The sequence below is a fragment of the Kluyvera ascorbata genome (assembly GCF_023195735.1).
Taxonomy (GTDB): Bacteria; Pseudomonadota; Gammaproteobacteria; order Enterobacterales; family Enterobacteriaceae; genus Kluyvera; species Kluyvera ascorbata.
Genome location: NZ_CP096201.1, coordinates 2,818,358 through 2,835,087, shown reverse-complemented (window position 1 = coordinate 2,835,087; position 16,730 = coordinate 2,818,358). Strand labels below are relative to the sequence as shown.

The 16,730-nt window shown below is 54.4% G+C and carries 13 protein-coding genes; 10 read left to right on the top strand and 3 right to left on the bottom strand.

Annotated features, from left to right (window positions below):
• The first annotated feature begins 218 nt into the window (after positions 1–218).
• The 4 genes from rluB to MY052_RS13545 all read left to right on the top strand — a co-directional run bounded on the left by rluB (position 219) and on the right by MY052_RS13545 (position 6,047).
• A complete protein-coding gene (gene rluB / locus MY052_RS13560; protein WP_035892934.1) occupies positions 219–1,136 on the top strand; it encodes a 23S rRNA pseudouridine(2605) synthase RluB in 918 nt (305 codons plus the stop codon).
• A 181-nt stretch (positions 1,137–1,317) separates the two neighbouring features.
• A complete protein-coding gene (locus tag MY052_RS13555; RefSeq protein WP_035892933.1) occupies positions 1,318–2,679 on the top strand; it encodes an MFS transporter in 1,362 nt (453 codons plus the stop codon).
• Between the two features lie 18 nt (positions 2,680–2,697).
• Positions 2,698–5,049, top strand: a complete 2,352-nt coding sequence (locus MY052_RS13550) for a beta-glucosidase (protein WP_202215871.1) — start codon at positions 2,698–2,700, stop codon at positions 5,047–5,049.
• Positions 5,050–5,072: 23 nt separating this feature from the next.
• On the top strand, positions 5,073–6,047 hold the full coding sequence (locus tag MY052_RS13545) for a helix-turn-helix transcriptional regulator (protein WP_248537180.1): 975 nt from the start codon (positions 5,073–5,075) through the stop codon (positions 6,045–6,047).
• Here MY052_RS13545 and cobO read toward each other — a convergent pair.
• Together cobO and MY052_RS13535 are read right to left on the bottom strand one after the other, a co-directional pair.
• On the bottom strand, positions 6,019–6,609 hold the full coding sequence (gene cobO / locus MY052_RS13540) for a cob(I)yrinic acid a,c-diamide adenosyltransferase (protein ID WP_248537179.1): 591 nt from the start codon (positions 6,607–6,609) through the stop codon (positions 6,019–6,021). The two genes, MY052_RS13545 and cobO, sit on opposite strands and share 29 nt — an antisense overlap.
• Positions 6,606–7,367: a YciK family oxidoreductase gene (locus MY052_RS13535; protein ID WP_248537178.1), complete on the bottom strand. Its 762-nt coding sequence runs from the start codon at positions 7,365–7,367 to the stop codon at positions 6,606–6,608. The genes cobO and MY052_RS13535 overlap by 4 nt, the downstream gene beginning before the upstream one ends.
• A gap of 253 nt (positions 7,368–7,620) precedes the next feature.
• Here MY052_RS13535 and sohB point away from each other — a divergent pair, with 253 nt between their 5' ends.
• A complete protein-coding gene (gene sohB / locus MY052_RS13530) occupies positions 7,621–8,667 on the top strand; it encodes a protease SohB (protein ID WP_248537177.1) in 1,047 nt (348 codons plus the stop codon).
• A gap of 92 nt (positions 8,668–8,759) precedes the next feature.
• On the opposite strand, the gene MY052_RS13525 is transcribed toward sohB, so the two are convergent.
• Positions 8,760–9,011, bottom strand: coding sequence for a YciN family protein (locus tag MY052_RS13525; RefSeq protein ID WP_035892923.1), 252 nt, complete (start codon positions 9,009–9,011; stop codon positions 8,760–8,762).
• A gap of 394 nt (positions 9,012–9,405) precedes the next feature.
• Here MY052_RS13525 and topA point away from each other — a divergent pair, with 394 nt between their 5' ends.
• From topA to acnA, 5 genes are all read left to right on the top strand, one after another.
• Positions 9,406–12,003 carry a type I DNA topoisomerase gene (gene topA, locus MY052_RS13520; RefSeq protein ID WP_035892922.1) on the top strand — a complete coding sequence of 866 codons (2,598 nt, stop codon included), beginning with the start codon at positions 9,406–9,408 and terminating at the stop codon, positions 12,001–12,003.
• Positions 12,004–12,185: 182 nt separating this feature from the next.
• Complete coding sequence (cysB, locus tag MY052_RS13515; RefSeq protein WP_035892921.1) at positions 12,186–13,160, top strand: HTH-type transcriptional regulator CysB; 975 nt, start codon at positions 12,186–12,188, stop codon at positions 13,158–13,160.
• Between the two features lie 336 nt (positions 13,161–13,496).
• The gene (locus MY052_RS13510; RefSeq protein ID WP_072011363.1) at positions 13,497–13,613 is read left to right on the top strand and encodes a YmiA family putative membrane protein; all 117 of its coding nucleotides are present in this window, start codon (positions 13,497–13,499) and stop codon (positions 13,611–13,613) included.
• A gap of 2 nt (positions 13,614–13,615) precedes the next feature.
• Positions 13,616–13,783, top strand: a complete 168-nt coding sequence (locus tag MY052_RS13505) for a hypothetical protein (RefSeq protein WP_156105145.1) — start codon at positions 13,616–13,618, stop codon at positions 13,781–13,783.
• Positions 13,784–13,997: 214 nt separating this feature from the next.
• Positions 13,998–16,673, top strand: a complete 2,676-nt coding sequence (acnA, locus tag MY052_RS13500; protein ID WP_248537176.1) for an aconitate hydratase AcnA — start codon at positions 13,998–14,000, stop codon at positions 16,671–16,673.
• The last annotated feature ends 57 nt before the right edge of the window (positions 16,674–16,730 follow it).

Genomic DNA, 16,730 nt, shown 5'->3' with positions numbered 1-16,730 from the left:
TTGCTTCAACCGCACTGGGAAAGTGAAACAAAAGGGCAGGAACAAGCTGCCCTTTTCTCCTAAAATTCGTGTAGTATGTGCGGTCACCATTTTGGGTGGGGAGCCTGCGTCGCAAAAAAACGCCGCTGCCCGCCTCCTTATGCAGCCCGGTGTCGATTTCCCGTGCTGCTGATGAAGTCTCTAAGACGCCTGTGAAGGCGACACCGGAAGGAAGCTCCATGAGCGAAAAAAGCGATAAAAGCGAAAAACTGCAAAAAGTGCTGGCGCGCGCTGGCCACGGCTCCCGTCGTGAAATTGAAACGATTATTCAAGCGGGCCGCGTGAGCGTAGACGGCAAAATCGCCAAGCTGGGCGATCGCGTTGAAGTGATCCCAGGCCTCAAAATTCGTATCGACGGCCACCTCATCTCCGTCAAAGAATCCGTAGAACAAATCTGCCGCGTACTGGCGTACTACAAGCCGGAAGGCGAACTGTGTACCCGTAACGACCCAGAAGGTCGCCCGACCGTATTTGACCGTTTGCCAAAACTGCGTGGCGCACGCTGGATTGCCGTCGGTCGTCTGGATGTGAATACCTGCGGCCTGCTGCTGTTCACCACCGATGGTGAGCTGGCAAACCGCCTGATGCACCCAAGCCGTGAAGTAGAACGTGAATACGCGGTGCGCGTATTTGGTGAAGTGGACGATACGAAAGTGCGTCAACTGTCCCGCGGCGTGCAGCTGGAAGATGGTCCTGCGGCATTCAAAACCATCAAATTCAGCGGCGGTGAGGGTATCAACCAGTGGTACAACGTGACCCTGACCGAAGGCCGTAACCGAGAGGTTCGTCGTCTGTGGGAAGCGGTAGGCGTGCAGGTTAGCCGTCTTATCCGCGTTCGCTACGGCGACATCCCGCTGCCGAAAGGCCTGCCGCGCGGTGGCTATACCGAGCTGGATCTGGCGCAGACCAACTACCTGCGTGAGCTGGTAGAACTGCCGGCTGAAACCTCCTCGAAAGTGGCGGTAGAAAAAGATCGTCGTCGCATGAAGGCAAATCAGATTCGTCGCGCCGTCAAGCGTCATACCACCACCGGTGGTAATACCGGCAACAACAATAATAACCGTCGCTCCAGCACGCGTAATAACCCGAAAGGCTAACGACGTCCATTCCGGCGGGCTCCCGCCGGAATGTTTTTCCCGTGTTACTCTTCTCCTGTGATGCCATTCACACTTCTATATAAAGACAAAAAACAGGAATTCCCCGGACAAAGAACGCAAAGTGATAAAATAACCCTCGCCATATACTGTCGCCACAGATTACTCAAACAGGTAGCCCGAAATGGATACAACCCAAAAACTCTCGGCAAGCTATGTGGTTATCGGCGTTAAAGAAAAAATTGGCTATGGCTTCGGTGACTTTGCCTCTAATTTATCCTTCGGTTTCGTTTCACTCTTTTTATTATTCTTCTATACCAACATCTACGGTATCAGCGCGGTTCAGGCGAGCCTGATCTTTGTTATTGCGCGAGTGGTTGATGCGATTTTTAATATCCTGATTGGCTTCGCCATTGATAAAACCCACAGCCGCTACGGCAAGCTGCGTCCGTGGCTGTTATATGGTTCGGTGCCGCTGGGGCTGTTAACCGTACTGTGCTTCCTGCCGTTTGGCGGCGAGGCCAAGTTCTGGTTTGCACTCTGTTCGTACACCATCTACTGCCTGGCCTACACAGCGGTGAATACGCCGTACTCGGCAATGACCAACCGCTTAACGCAGCATGAAGCCTCACGCTCGTCGCTGTCGGTCTACCGCTTTGTGATGGCGATTGTCGGCTACCTGATTGTCTCCACCACCGCGGATATTCTTATTTCGCCGTTCGACGACAAACAGCTGGGCTACGTTTTTGCCGTCTCCTGTTTTGCGCTGCTGGCAACGTTCTTGTTCCTGGCCTGCTTTGGCATGACCAAAGAGCGCGTGGGGGAAGAAGAAGATACGCCTGCACCGACGCTGCGTGAAATGTTCCGCGCGGTGATGGGCAATGCGCCGCTGATTAACCTGTCGTTATTTACCGTTTTCTTTTATATCGCTTATACCGTGTGGATGGCGATAGCCATTTACTTTATTAAATACATCATCGGCAATGAAGGTTTTACCGCCTCGTTCTTTATGATTCAGTCTGCCGCTTATATTTTAGGAACGGTGGTTTCTGAGAAAGTTATCGCCATGATGGGGAAAAAGAAAATGGCGCTGGTGGCGCTGTTGATTGGCGTGCTCGGCGTACTGATGCAGTATTTTGTCGCCGGTAATAATATCTGGCTGATTATGACCGGAGTATGCCTGTTCAGTATTACGCTGGGGATGGGATTTGTCGCCATGTGGTCAATGATCGCCGACACCGTCGAATATGCAGAATGGCACCACGGCGTACGCACCGAAGGCGCGATTTACGGCTTCTTCAACTTTATTACCAAAATAGCGATGGCGATTGGTGGCGGCTGTGCAGGCTGGATGCTGGATTACTATCACTATGATGCGGCGAATATCAGCGCTAGCGCGCTCAGCGGTATCAATATACTGATGACGCTGTTCCCCGGCGCCATGTTTGCGATTGGCGCTATCTTCGTTGCCAGCTATTCGTTAGATGAAAAGACCTACCGCGACATCGTGCAGAAAATCAGCCTGCGCAAACAGAACGCGCTTTAACCTCAGGGAGTCAGAGACATGAATCGTGATTTTAACAGCCTTATTGCGGCAATGAACGCAGAAGAAAAAGTGGCGCTGCTGACCGGCAGCGGCCTGTGGCGCACGGCGAGCCTGCCGCAGCATGGCATTGACGATATTGTCATGACCGACGGCACCTACGGCGTACGTTACAGCAGCGCGCAGATAGACGGTAATGAAAAGTGGAGCATGGATGATTTTATCTCCGTGATCACCCAAACCGCCGACCGGGCCAATGCTGAAGAACCGGCTGCGAAAGGGGGCAGTGAAGCGCTATTTAGCGCCTCGCTGCCGGCCACCTGTTTCCCAAACGGCTCGAGCCTTGCCTGTAGCTGGGATATTGACCTTGTTTATCAGATGGGCCAGGCGCTGGGGCGCGAATGTCAGCATATGGGCGTCGGGATTTTACTGGGGCCGGGGATTAACATCCGCCGCACGCCGCTGGCGGGGCGCGGTTACGAATACTACGCTGAAGACCCGGTGCTGAGCGGCGATATTGCCGCCGCGCTTATCAATGGCCTACAGGATGAAGGCGTGGGTGCCAGCCTGAAGCACTTTGCGGCCAATAACTCGGAATACCGCCGCACCGAAATGGACTCCATTATTGAAGAGCGCGCGCTGCGCGAAATCTATCTGGCCGGGTTCCAGCGGGCGATTGCCAAATCGCAGCCGTGGACGGTGATGTCCTCCTATAACCGCCTGAACGGCACGCAGACTTCGCAGGACCCGTTCCTGCTGACCCAGGTGCTGCGCGACGAATGGGGCTACGACGGGCTGGTGATGTCGGACTGGTACGGGATTAAAGACCGCCCAGCGTCACTGCTCGCAGGGAACGATCTGGCGATGCCGGAAACGCGTCGTGATAAGCAGACGTTACTGGCGGCCATTAACGCAGGTGACGTTCCTATGGATGTGGTTGACCGCGCCTGTCTGCGGATGCTGGAACTGCTGGATAAAGTGCAGCGTAACCGTCGACCGGATACCAAAGCAGACTTCTCGGTGCATCACGCACTTTCGCAGCAGTTGGCTGCGGAGTCCATCGTTCTCCTGAAAAATGACGACCATATTCTACCGCTGCGCCCGGAAAAAACGCCGCGTATTGCCGTACTGGGAAAACCGGCGCAGGAGCCCGTTATCCAAGGCTCTGGCTGTGCGACCACGGTACCGTATCTGCTCGACCGTCCGCTGGACGAGATCTTTGATCTTGCGGGTGACGATTTCAGCGTAACCTGGGCCATTGGTGCTCCGGACGATATGAAGAGCGATGAAGCGGCGCTGGCTCAGGCTAAAGCCGTTGCCCAGGATGCCGATGTCGCGGTGGTATTTGTCAGCACCGCGGTTGGCGAGGACGGTGAAAATGGAGATCGCCACGATCTGAATATTCTGGCGGTACATGAGCAGCTCATTCGTGAGGTCGCCTCCGTACAGCCAAACGTGGTGGTGGTGCTGGCAAACAGTGACGCGGTAGTGATGCCGTGGCTCGGTGAGTGTAAGGCTCTGCTGGAGACTTTCTTCGCCGGGCAGGGCATGGGGCGTGCGGTAGCGGAAATCCTGTTCGGCAAGCGAAACCCTTGCGGTAAGCTGACGGTCACCGTACCGAACACGCTGGAAGAGACGCCGGCCTGGCTGAATTATCCGGGTGAAAACCTGCGCCACCACTACGGTGAAGGGCTGTTCGTTGGCTACCGTTACTATGATAAGCGTTGCCTGACGCCGCAGTTCCCGTTCGGATTTGGCTTAAGTTACACCCAGTTTGCCTACGCGAATCTATCACTGTCGTCGGCGCGTGCCGGTGCTGATGACACGCTGACGGTCTCCTTTGATGTGAGTAACGTCGGCGATTGTGATGGCAAAGAAGTGGTTCAGCTGTATGTTTCTGCGCCTGAAGGCGAACTGATCCGCGAAGTCCGCGCGTTGAAGGGATTCGATAAAATCGCTCTCGCCGCAGGGGAAACGCGGCGCGTTAGCCTGCAACTACCGATAGCCGAACTGGCCTGCTATCATCCAGGCCTTGCTGACTGGGTGATTACGCCAGGCGTCTGGCAGGTGCATGTGGGCGGCTCGTCTCGCAGTCTGCCACTGAATGCCCGGTTTGAGGTTGACTGTCCCGCGCGTTATGTTCCATTGCGTGACGATAACTCCTTGCAGCAGTTGATCCAGCAGCCTGCCGCCTTTGCCCGTGTCGTACAGTTGATTGCCGGGAAGAGTCAGCTTCCACCGGAGCAGGTTCGGGAAAAGCTGATTCGCCTGGCACCGGATCTGTTCTGCGGCCTGCTTATCGCGCTGACGGAATTCCTGGCGCTGGATATCGAGCGTGATGAGCTAAACGCGGTGCTGGCTGAGCCTGAATAACGGCTAACTACAGGAGAGAAGGCGTGTTCCCATTTTCAGTGACTCATCCCCACCCGGCAACGCAAACCGGGCGGCAGACGGCAAACAGCGGCTATGAGCTGATTGCCTTCGACGCAGAAAAACTGAACGTATTTGCCGCTGAGGTTCGCTATTGTGAGCCGCACTGGCATCCGGCACCGGAACTGATTACGGTGCTGAATGGGCGCTTCTCTCTGACCGTTGGTCAGCAGAACGTGGTCCTCCAACAGGGCGAGATGCTATATATCAACGCTGAAGAGGTGCACGAACTGAGTGCGGAGGAGGAGGGCAGCCAACTGGTGACGGTGCAGTTCTCTCCCGGACTTTTTGATGACCTGCACCCGGCGCCGCTGTTGGAGTGGCAAACCCATAAGCACGCCATGACGAATGCTGACCATACCGTTTTTCAACGGCTGATGGCGTTACTGGAACGTATTATCGATAACCATGCGCCATTTCAGCGTTTTGCGGCGATTTATATGCTGCTTGACGCGCTGGTCGCCGCCGGGCAGACGATTGAGCTCGCGGAAAATACGATACGTGAAGAGGCGATGATTAAAGAAGGGATTGAATATATTAATCAACACTTCGATCGGCCGCTGACGCTAAGCGACGTTGCCGAGCATAGCGGCATGAGCTATTCGTGGTTTTCGCGGTTGTTTAAAAAGGTCAGTCGGCACAACTTTAAAGAGTATCTGACGCTGGTGAGGCTCAATAAAGCCCGCACCCTGCTGCGCGACACGCGAACGCCAATTACTGAAATCAGCCACAGCTGCGGTTTCCCGGAGCACAAACTGCTGATTGCCGCTTTTAATAAGTACTGCGGACTGACGCCTACGGAGTACCGTAAGCGCTTTATTTCGCGTCAGAACCTGACGGAGGTCGCGCTGGCGCAAGGGGAAGACTGTTTATGCCTGCCGCTCAATAGGGCGTTGCTCGACAGGCTAGCGCTCAATAATCAATCCCAATCTGCGCCTTAATTCCCGCTTCAAACGCATGCTTCACCGGGCGCAGTTCGCTGACCGTATCGGCGTACTCCAGAATATCCCGGTGGCATCCGCGACCGGTAATAATCACCGTCTGATGATGCGGACGGTTTTTCAGCGCGGTTAATACCGCTTCTAATGGCAGATAATCGTACGCCACCATGTAGGTCAGCTCATCAAGCAGCACCATATCCAGCGTGTCGTCGGCCAGCATCCGCTTTGCATGCTCCCAGACAGCAAGGCAAGCTTCAGTGTCGCTCTCCCGGTTCTGGGTGTCCCAGGTAAAACCGGTGGCCATGACCTGAAATTCGACGCCGAGTGGCTCAAGCAGGTTACGCTCGCCGTTAGGCCAGGTTCCCTTAATAAACTGAATGACGCCAACGTTATGCCCGTGCCCGACGGCACGGGTGGCGGTACCAAAGGCGGCGGTGGTCTTGCCTTTACCGTTGCCGGTAAACACCATCACGATCCCGCGGGTATCCTGAGCCGCGGCGACACGGGCGGCAACGCGCTCTTTTACGCGCTGCTGACGTTCACGATAGCGTTCATCACTCATTGTGCGATTCCTGGTTTACGCCCTGGTTGGGCATCAAAAGTCATACCGGTTTTACGGCGGCTATCATCGCCCATCAGCCACAGGTAGAGCGGCATAATATCGGCAGGTGTTTTGAGCTTCTGCGGATCTTCCGTCGGGAAGGCGCTGGCGCGCATGCCGGTGCGGGTGCCGCCTGGGTTAATGCAGTTTACGCGCAGAGGGCGATTCTTATACTCATCGGCCAGTACCTGCATCATTCCTTCGGTGGCAAACTTCGATACCGCATAGGCACCCCAGTTGGCGCGCCCCTCGCGCCCGACGCTCGACGAGGTAAAGACCAGCGAGCCGGATTCTGCTTTCAGCAGCAGCGGCAGCAGCGCCTGGGTGAGCATAAAGGTGCCGTTGACGTTGACCTGCATCACCTGCTGCCAGACGGCCGGGTCCTGCTGGTCCATCGGAACGACTTCGCCCAGAAGCCCGGCGTTGTGCAGCACGCCGTCAAGATGCGGATAGTGTAGGCTAATCTGCTGAGCAACCTGCTGGCATTCCTGTGGCGTACAGGTGAGCAGGTCGAGCGTAAACCAGCGCGCGGGCCGCAGGCCGGCGTGGTCTATCTCCTGCGCAACCGCGCGCAGTTTTTCATCGTTCCGGCCGAGCAAAATAATGCTGGCGCCGTAACGGGCGTAGGTGATTGCCGCTTCCCGCCCAATACCATCGCTGGCCCCGGTGACCAGAATGATACGGTTTTGCAACAAATCGAGCTGGGGTTGATAGTGCACAGTGACTCCTCTATGGCATTCGTCTGCCATATTTTTTGTACTTTTCATGGCTTTCGGGCTTTATGCCTGAATCTTCGCGCTATTTCAATCAGCGCACGGGAGAGACAACGGTTAATTAACAATTTGCAATGATTTCATCAGCAAAAAAGTAATCTGGAATGCGCCTCGTGGCCTGATACTGCTATCGAGACGTAGTGAACGCGGTGTTGTACACTGGGCGGTAGATTCTGTGATTTTTGTACAAGGTGGATGTGTGGAATTACTTTTTCAATATGGTCTTTTTCTGGCGAAAATCGTCACAGTTGTTGTTGCTATTGCGGTGATTGCCGTACTGATTGTCAACGTCACGCAGCGCAAACGTCAGCGCGGTGAGCTGCGAATCACCAACTTAAGCGAGCAACACAAGGATATGCAGGACGACTTAGCCGTGGCGCTGCTCGATGCGCCGCAGCAAAAGCTCTGGCATAAGGCGCAAAAGAAGAAGCTGAAGCTGGAAGCGAAAGCGGCCAAAGCCAAAGCGAAGCAGGGCGACACCGAGGCGGCAACCAAACCGCGCGTCTGGGTTATCGACTTTAAAGGCAGTATGGACGCCCATGAAGTCTCCTCCCTGCGTGAAGAGATTACCGCTGTACTGACCGTCGCCACCCCGCAGGACCAGGTGGTCGTACGTCTGGAAAGCCCTGGTGGCGTCGTTCACGGCTACGGTCTGGCGGCATCGCAGCTCCAGCGTATCCGCGATAAGCAGATCCCACTGACGGTAGCAGTAGATAAAGTCGCGGCCAGCGGCGGCTACATGATGGCCTGTGTGGCCAACAAAATTGTCGCGGCACCGTTCGCGATTCTTGGTTCCATCGGCGTGGTCGCGCAGATCCCGAACCTGAACCGTTTTTTGAAAAATAAAGACATCGACGTTGAGTTACACACTGCGGGCCAGTACAAACGTACGCTGACGCTGCTTGGTGAAAATACCGAAGAAGGACGTCAGAAATTCCGTGAAGAGCTGAACGAGACTCATCATCTGTTTAAAGATTTCGTGAAAGAAATGCGTCCGTCTCTGGACATTGAACAGGTTGCTACCGGTGAACATTGGTACGGCACACAGGCTCAGGAAAAAGGGCTGGTTGATGAAGTGGGTACCAGCGATGAATTGCTGCTGGGGCTGATGGAGAACCGAGAAGTCATTAGCGTGCGCTACACGCAGCGTAAGAAAATGATGGATCGCTTTACCGGAAGTGCGGCAGAAAGCGCCGATAAGCTGATGATGCGCTGGTGGCAGCGCGGACAGAAACCGCTGCTGTAAGCGTTTCCTTTCTATTCTTTACCTTTCTATTTATAGCCCGGTAAATCAGATTTACCGGGCTATATCTGACGGCTCAGGCCATGGCCCTACGCTCAGTCAACCAGGTGATACTTTTCAGACAGCTGGTGGGCGAGATACTTGAACATATTAAACACCGCCGTGCTTTTCGGCGTCGGCAGGCCCTGTTCATCCAGGTAATATTCACCGCTGAAAACCAGCACGCCGTTGCGCTGTTCTACGCCGGTGGCTTCAATACCCGCCATGGTATCTTCATGCTCACGAATGAGGCGATTTGCTTCAATTAGCAGTGTCTGACGATCGATAGGTTGGCTATTATTTGACATATTCAACTCCTCAAAATTCCTGCGCTAGTCTACGCCGGGCACCCGCTTGGGGCAAATATTCCCGACGTTTACCAGGGACAAGCATTTTACCTCAGAGTTGGCATGAAGGGTGATTGCATGCTAATAAAGTTGCGTAACGAATTTTATCAGGTACAGTGTGACGCTTTCGGCGATCTGGCAACAGATTTGCTTGACATTCGACCAAATATTCTTCGTGCTATAGACCCTGACGAAAAAAAGTCTGTAAACTCAGCCACCTGACTACATGTCTCAAAAGTCAGTCGGTAAAGGGTTGATATCCATTGGTATTGCCGCAACATACAAGGCTTGTCGCCAGTGGAACGTGGAACATGTGCGATGTATTCCTGGAAGAATCAAATTAGGTAAGGTGAATATGGGTAAAGCTCTCGTTATCGTTGAGTCCCCGGCAAAAGCCAAAACGATCAATAAGTATCTGGGTAATGACTACGTGGTTAAGTCCAGCGTCGGTCATATCCGCGATTTGCCGACAAGTGGCTCAGCAGCCAAAAAGAGCGCTGACTCTACCTCCACCAAAACGGCCAAAAAGCCTAAAAAGGATGAACGAGGCGCGCTGGTTAACCGCATGGGCGTCGACCCATGGCATGACTGGGCGGCACACTATGAAGTGCTGCCTGGCAAAGAAAAGGTAGTATCGGAACTCAAACAGTTGGCGGAAAAAGCCGACCACATCTATCTCGCAACCGACCTTGACCGCGAAGGGGAGGCCATTGCATGGCACCTGCGGGAAGTGATCGGTGGTGATGAATCACGCTATAGCCGCGTGGTGTTTAACGAAATTACGAAAAATGCGATTCGTCAGGCGTTCGAAAAGCCGGGCGAGCTGAATATCGACCGTGTAAACGCTCAGCAGGCGCGCCGCTTTATGGACCGCGTGGTGGGCTATATGGTCTCGCCGCTGCTGTGGAAAAAGATTGCCCGCGGTTTATCCGCCGGTCGCGTCCAATCGGTAGCGGTACGTCTGGTTGTTGAACGCGAACGCGAAATTAAAGCGTTTGTGCCGGAAGAATTCTGGGAAATTGACGCCAGCACCACCACGCCGGGCGGCGATGCCCTGCCGTTGGAAGTGACCCATCAGGGTGACAAGCCGTTCCGTCCGGTTAACCGCGACGAAACCATGGCTGCGGTCAGCCTGCTGGAAAAAGCCAGCTACAGCGTGCTGGAGCGTGAAGACAAGCCGACCAGCAGCAAGCCGGGCGCGCCGTTTATTACCTCTACGCTGCAGCAGGCGGCCAGCACGCGTCTGGGCTTCGGCGTGAAGAAAACCATGATGATGGCGCAGCGTCTGTATGAAGCGGGCTACATCACCTACATGCGTACCGACTCCACTAACCTGAGTCAGGACGCGGTGAGCATGGTTCGCGACTATATCGGCGATAACTTTGGCAAGAAATACCTGCCGGAGAACCCGAACCAGTACACCAGCAAAGAAAACTCGCAGGAAGCGCACGAAGCGATTCGTCCTTCCGATGTTTCCGTTCAGGCGGAAGCGCTGAAAGATATGGAAACGGACGCGCAGAAACTGTATCAGCTGATTTGGCGCCAGTTCGTGGCCTGTCAGATGACGCCAGCGCAGTACGACTCCACCACGCTGACCGTAAAAGCGGGCGATTTCAAACTCAAAGCGCGTGGCCGTACCCTGCGCTTTGATGGTTGGACCAAAGTAATGCCAGCGCTGCGTAAAGGCGATGAAGACCGCACGCTGCCGATGGTGAACCAGGGCGATAAACTGAGCCTGGTTGAACTGACCCCGGCGCAGCACTTCACCAAACCGCCTGCACGCTTTAGCGAAGCCTCGCTGGTTAAAGAGCTGGAAAAACGCGGCATCGGTCGCCCGTCCACCTATGCGTCGATCATTTCGACCATTCAGGACCGCGGCTATGTGCGCACCGAAAACCGTCGTTTCTACGCGGAAAAAATGGGCGAGATCGTCACCGATCGTCTGGAAGCTAACTTCCGCGAGCTGATGAACTACGATTTTACCGCGCAGATGGAAGACCATCTCGACCGCGTGGCAAACCACGAAGCCGAGTGGAAGCAGGTACTGGATCTGTTCTTTGGTGATTTCACCAAGCAGCTCGAAACGGCTGAGAAACCGCCAGAAGAGGGCGGCATGCAGCCGAACGAGATGGTGTTGACCAGTATCGATTGCCCGACCTGCGGTCGCAAGATGGGCATTCGTACCGCTAGCACCGGCGTGTTCCTTGGCTGCTCCGGCTATGCGCTGTCGCCAAAAGAACGCTGCAAAACCACCATTAACCTGGTGCCGGAAAACGAAGTGCTGAACGTGCTGGAAGGCGATGACGCGGAAACCAACGCGCTGCGCGCTAAACGTCGCTGCCAGAAGTGCGGTACGGCGATGGACAGCTACCTCATCGATCCGAAACGCAAGCTGCACGTTTGTGGTAACAACCCGACCTGCGACGGCTACGAGATTGAAGAAGGCGAGTTCCGCATCAAGGGTTATGATGGCCCAATCGTTGAGTGCGAAAAATGTGGTTCTGAAATGCACCTGAAAATGGGGCGTTTTGGTAAGTACATGGCTTGTACTAACGAAGAATGTAAGAACACCCGTAAGATCCTGCGTAGCGGTGAAGTGGCTCCACCGAAGGAAGATCCGGTACCGTTGCCGGAACTGCCGTGCGAGAAGTCTGACGCCTATTTCGTGCTGCGTGATGGCGCGGCTGGGGTATTCCTGGCAGCCAACACCTTCCCGAAATCGCGCGAAACCCGTGCGCCGCTGGTTGAAGAGCTGTTCCGCTTCCGTGACCGTCTGCCGGAAAAACTGCGTTATCTGGCCGATGCGCCGCAGCAGGACCCGGCAGGGAACAAAACGATGGTGCGTTTCAGCCGTAAAACCAAACAGCAGTATGTTGCTTCCGAGAAAGATGGCAAGGCAACCGGCTGGTCAGCGTTCTTCGTTGACGGTAAATGGGTTGAAGCGAAAAAGTAGCGTTTTTTGCCAAGAACGTCACAAAGGGCCGCAATTGCGGCCCTTTTTTATAACCTCGTTATTATTTTTTGTTTCCATCTATACACACTTGCTATAAATGATATAGTGGTTATAGCCAATGCATTTCTTATGATTAAATCGTCTTTATGACCGATTCCTGAGCGCAGACTGGATACAACCGCATGAAATTACAGCAACTCCGCTATATCGTTGAGGTGGTGAACCACAACCTTAACGTCTCCTCGACCGCCGAAGGTTTGTATACTTCGCAGCCTGGTATCAGTAAGCAGGTCAGAATGCTGGAGGATGAGCTGGGGATTCAGATTTTTGCCCGTAGCGGCAAACATCTGACGCAGGTGACGCCAGCCGGCCAGGAAATCATCCGTATTGCTCGTGAAGTGCTCTCAAAAGTCGATGCGATTAAGTCTGTTGCCGGCGAGCATACCTGGCCGGATAAAGGCTCATTGTACGTTGCGACGACGCATACGCAGGCGCGTTACGCGCTGCCCGGTGTCATCAAGGGGTTTATCGAACGCTACCCGCGTGTGTCACTGCATATGCATCAAGGCTCGCCGACGCAAATTGCAGAAGCGGTCTCTAAAGGTAACGCGGACTTTGCTATCGCGACCGAAGCGCTGCACCTCTATGACGATCTGGTGATGCTGCCTTGCTACCACTGGAACCGTTCGATTGTCGTGACGCCGGAGCACCCGCTGGCATCGAAAACGTCCGTCACCATTGAAGAATTGGCACAGTACCCGCTGGTGACCTACACCTTTGGCTTTACCGGCCGTTCTGAGTTGGATACCGCATTTAACCGCGCGGGCCTGACGCCGCGTATTGTCTTCACCGCGACCGACGCCGATGTCATTAAAACTTACGTAAGACTGGGCTTAGGGGTAGGGGTGATCGCCAGCATGGCCGTCGATCCTATTTCTGACCCGGATCTGGTTAAACTGGACGCCGACGGTATTTTCAGCCACAGCACCACCAAAATTGGCTTCCGTCGCAGTACCTTCCTGCGCAGCTATATGTATGATTTTATTCAGCGATTTGCACCACATCTTACGCGCGATGTCGTAGACACCGCCGTAGCGCTGCGCTCGAATGAAGACATTGAAGCGATGTTTAAAGATATTAAGCTGCCGGAAAAATAGTCCCGATTTAATTATCCGCCTCTACGATGAAGAGGCGGATAGCTTATATCCTCCCGGAACAAAAGGCTTTTCCCCTCTCCGTTAGCTCTCTATCCTGATTAAGAATTGTTTCTATTACGAATTACGCAGCAAAAGTAGAAATAAATTTAACGTTAGGCAAATTTCTCCTCTCAAATATCGCTTTGGGCTCAAAAGATTAAATTAATCTCATTGTAATATTCGTAAAACCTCTGGATTTTTGCTTAGAATTTACTTAGGATTTATCTCAACGATGATTAGTTGTAACAATTGATTGGTGCGATAATGATAAGTAATATCGATTGTGAGAGGGCAGTAATGGTGTCAGAAAAGAACGAAACTCGCGTGAAACGTAAAGCATGGCTGAGCGTATTCCTCGGGTCTGCGCTGTTCTGGGTAGCGCTGGCGCTGCTGGTTTGGAAATTCTGGGGCTAGCTATGCTTACGTCTGAACGCGTCAAGCCGGTGAAGCCTCTCGTTCCGGTAGAAAAAAAACCGCAAGATGACAAAAATAATAAGGTCAACGTCCCTGATGAATGGAAATTGACCCACGACCAGAAAGAATTTATCGATCTCTTCAATCAAGATGAGAATAAGAAACAGTAACCACGTGGTTATTTACTCCTTTCGTTTTACCTCCCTCATACGAAATAAATCCTTTCCCTGCTATTAATTCCAGTTGGTAGTTATTCTTAATAACCTATTGATCGCATTTATCAATCTGAGCCCTTTCCCGGCGTTATCCCCTGAATGTGTTATCTTTTATATAGACCATGAGGAGTGTCAGAGTACTGCAATTCCCGCCATTGAAGGAGGAGCTATGTCGTCAACACTACGAGAGACCTGCAAGGAAACACTACAGGTCGATAATAAAACCTACCGTTACTACAGCCTACCGCTGGCTGCTAAGACCCTGGGTGACATCACCCGCCTGCCTAAATCACTCAAAGTTCTTCTGGAAAACCTGCTCCGCTGGCAGGACGGCGACTCCGTTACCGCTGACGATATTCAGGCGCTTGCCGGATGGCTTAAACAGGCCCACGCTGACCGTGAGATAGCCTATCGCCCGGCGCGCGTGCTGATGCAGGACTTTACCGGCGTACCGGCGGTTGTAGACCTGGCCGCCATGCGTGAAGCGGTGAAACGCCTCGGCGGCGATACCCACAAAGTGAATCCGCTTTCCCCGGTCGATCTGGTGATTGACCACTCGGTCACGGTGGATCGTTTTGGTGATGATGATGCGTTTGATGAAAACGTGCGTCTGGAAATGTCGCGCAACCATGAGCGCTATACCTTCTTACGCTGGGGCCAACAGGCTTTTAGCCAGTTCCGCGTAGTGCCGCCGGGAACGGGGATTTGCCACCAGGTTAACCTCGAGTACCTGGGTAAAGCGGTGTGGAGTGAACAGCAGGGCGATGAACTCGTTGCCTACCCAGACACGTTGGTGGGGACCGACTCCCACACCACCATGATTAACGGCCTGGGGGTTTTAGGGTGGGGCGTTGGCGGTATCGAAGCGGAAGCGGCGATGCTAGGCCAGCCGGTCTCGATGTTGATACCGGACGTGGTTGGCTTCAAGCTGAGCGGTAAGCTCCGTGAAGGGATCACCGCAACTGACCTGGTGCTGACGGTCACGCAGATGCTACGTAAGCTTGGCGTCGTCGGCAAATTTGTTGAATTCTACGGCGATGGCCTGGATTCCCTGCCGCTGGCAGACCGGGCAACCATTGCCAACATGGCGCCGGAATACGGTGCAACCTGTGGCTTCTTCCCGATAGACGACATTACGCTTTCTTACATGCGCCTCAGCGGGCGCAGCGACGAGCAGGTCGCGCTGGTTGAGGCCTATGCCAAAGCACAGGGCATGTGGCGCTCTAAAGGCGATGAGCCGGTGTTCAGCCAGACGCTGGCGCTGGATATGGGTGACGTTGAAGCAAGCCTTGCTGGTCCGAAACGTCCGCAGGACCGCGTCGCGCTGGCTCAGGTACCTCAGGCGTTTAACGCTACAACTGAACTGGCGGTTAACGCGGGCACTGCCGGTAAAACCGCGGTCGACTTTACCCTAAACGGTAAACCGCATTCCCTTCCGGAAGGGGCGGTGGTTATTGCGGCTATCACTTCTTGTACCAACACGTCGAACCCCAGCGTGTTGATGGCCGCGGGTCTGCTGGCGAAAAAAGCCGTCGCGTTGGGATTACAGCCTAAACCGTGGGTTAAGGCGTCGCTGGCCCCTGGCTCGAAGGTGGTGTCCGATTATCTGGCACACGCAGGTCTGACGCAGTATCTCGACCAGCTTGGTTTTAACCTGGTCGGTTATGGTTGTACGACCTGTATCGGTAACTCAGGCCCGCTGCCGGATCCGATTGAGAGCGCCATCAAACAGGGTGATCTGACGGTGGGCGCGGTGCTGTCCGGCAACCGCAATTTTGAAGGCCGTATTCATCCGCTGGTGAAAACCAACTGGTTGGCCTCACCGCCGCTGGTCGTCGCCTACGCGCTGGCCGGAAATATGCGGGTGGATCTGACCCACGATCCGCTGGGGCACGACAGCAAGGGAAACCCGGTCTATCTGAAAGATATCTGGCCGAGCAGCACTGAGATAGCACAAGCGGTTCAGCAGGTGTCTACGGGGATGTTCCACAAAGAGTATGCGGAAGTCTTTGCCGGTACGCCGGAATGGAAGGCGATCGATGTACCTGCTACAGACACCTACGAGTGGCAGGATGATTCCACCTATATCCGACTCTCGCCGTTCTTTGACGAAATGGGTGTGACGCCCGACCCGGTGCAGGATATTCACGGGGCGCGTGTGCTCGCGATGCTGGGCGATTCTGTCACCACCGACCATATCTCTCCCGCGGGCAGTATTAAGGCCGACAGCCCCGCAGGTCGTTATCTGCAGGAAAACGGCGTCGCCAGCCGCGATTTTAACTCCTACGGTTCCCGTCGTGGTAACCACCTGGTGATGATGCGCGGCACCTTCGCCAATATTCGTATCCGTAATGAGATGGTGCCGGGCGTTGAAGGTGGCATGACGCGTCTGCTGCCCGGTGACGAGGTGATGTCAATATACGATGCGGCCATGGCTTATCAACAGCAGGGGACACCGCTGGCGGTCATTGCGGGTAAAGAGTACGGTTCGGGCTCGAGCCGCGACTGGGCGGCAAAAGGACCGCGTCTGCTTGGCGTTCGCGTGGTGATTGCTGAATCATTCGAACGTATTCACCGTTCAAACCTGATTGGTATGGGCATTCTGCCGCTGGAATTTCCGCAGGGGGAGGACCGTAAAACGCTGAAGCTGACCGGTGAAGAGCAGATTGATATCGCCGGGCTGCAACAGCTGAAGCCTGGCGCCATCATCCCGGTGCTGATCACTCGGCCTGACGGGCAGCAGCAGACGCTGGCGTGTCGCTGCCGTATTGATACGGCGACAGAGCTGGCCTATTACCAGAATGACGGCATTCTGCACTATGTCATTCGTAATATGCTGAGCTGAAAAAAGGGGCCGACGGCGGGCCCCAAAACGGACGTTGGCAATTGCAGCAAAAGAAAA

Bases quoted from the DNA above. Each gene is read 5' to 3' on its own strand.
- rluB (WP_035892934.1), top strand. From the start codon at position 219: ATGAGCGAAAAAAGCGATAAAAGCGAAAAACTGCAAAAAGTGCTGGCG.
- MY052_RS13555 (WP_035892933.1), top strand. From the start codon at position 1,318: ATGGATACAACCCAAAAACTCTCGGCAAGCTATGTGGTTATCGGCGTT.
- MY052_RS13505 (WP_156105145.1), top strand. From the start codon at position 13,616: ATGCTTACGTCTGAACGCGTCAAGCCGGTGAAGCCTCTCGTTCCGGTA.
- MY052_RS13525 (WP_035892923.1), bottom strand. From the start codon at position 9,011: ATGTCAAATAATAGCCAACCTATCGATCGTCAGACACTGCTAATTGAA.
- topA (WP_035892922.1), top strand. From the start codon at position 9,406: ATGGGTAAAGCTCTCGTTATCGTTGAGTCCCCGGCAAAAGCCAAAACG.
- cysB (WP_035892921.1), top strand. From the start codon at position 12,186: ATGAAATTACAGCAACTCCGCTATATCGTTGAGGTGGTGAACCACAAC.
- MY052_RS13550 (WP_202215871.1), top strand. From the start codon at position 2,698: ATGAATCGTGATTTTAACAGCCTTATTGCGGCAATGAACGCAGAAGAA.
- MY052_RS13510 (WP_072011363.1), top strand. From the start codon at position 13,497: ATGGTGTCAGAAAAGAACGAAACTCGCGTGAAACGTAAAGCATGGCTG.
- cobO (WP_248537179.1), bottom strand. From the start codon at position 6,609: ATGAGTGATGAACGCTATCGTGAACGTCAGCAGCGCGTAAAAGAGCGC.
- acnA (WP_248537176.1), top strand. From the start codon at position 13,998: ATGTCGTCAACACTACGAGAGACCTGCAAGGAAACACTACAGGTCGAT.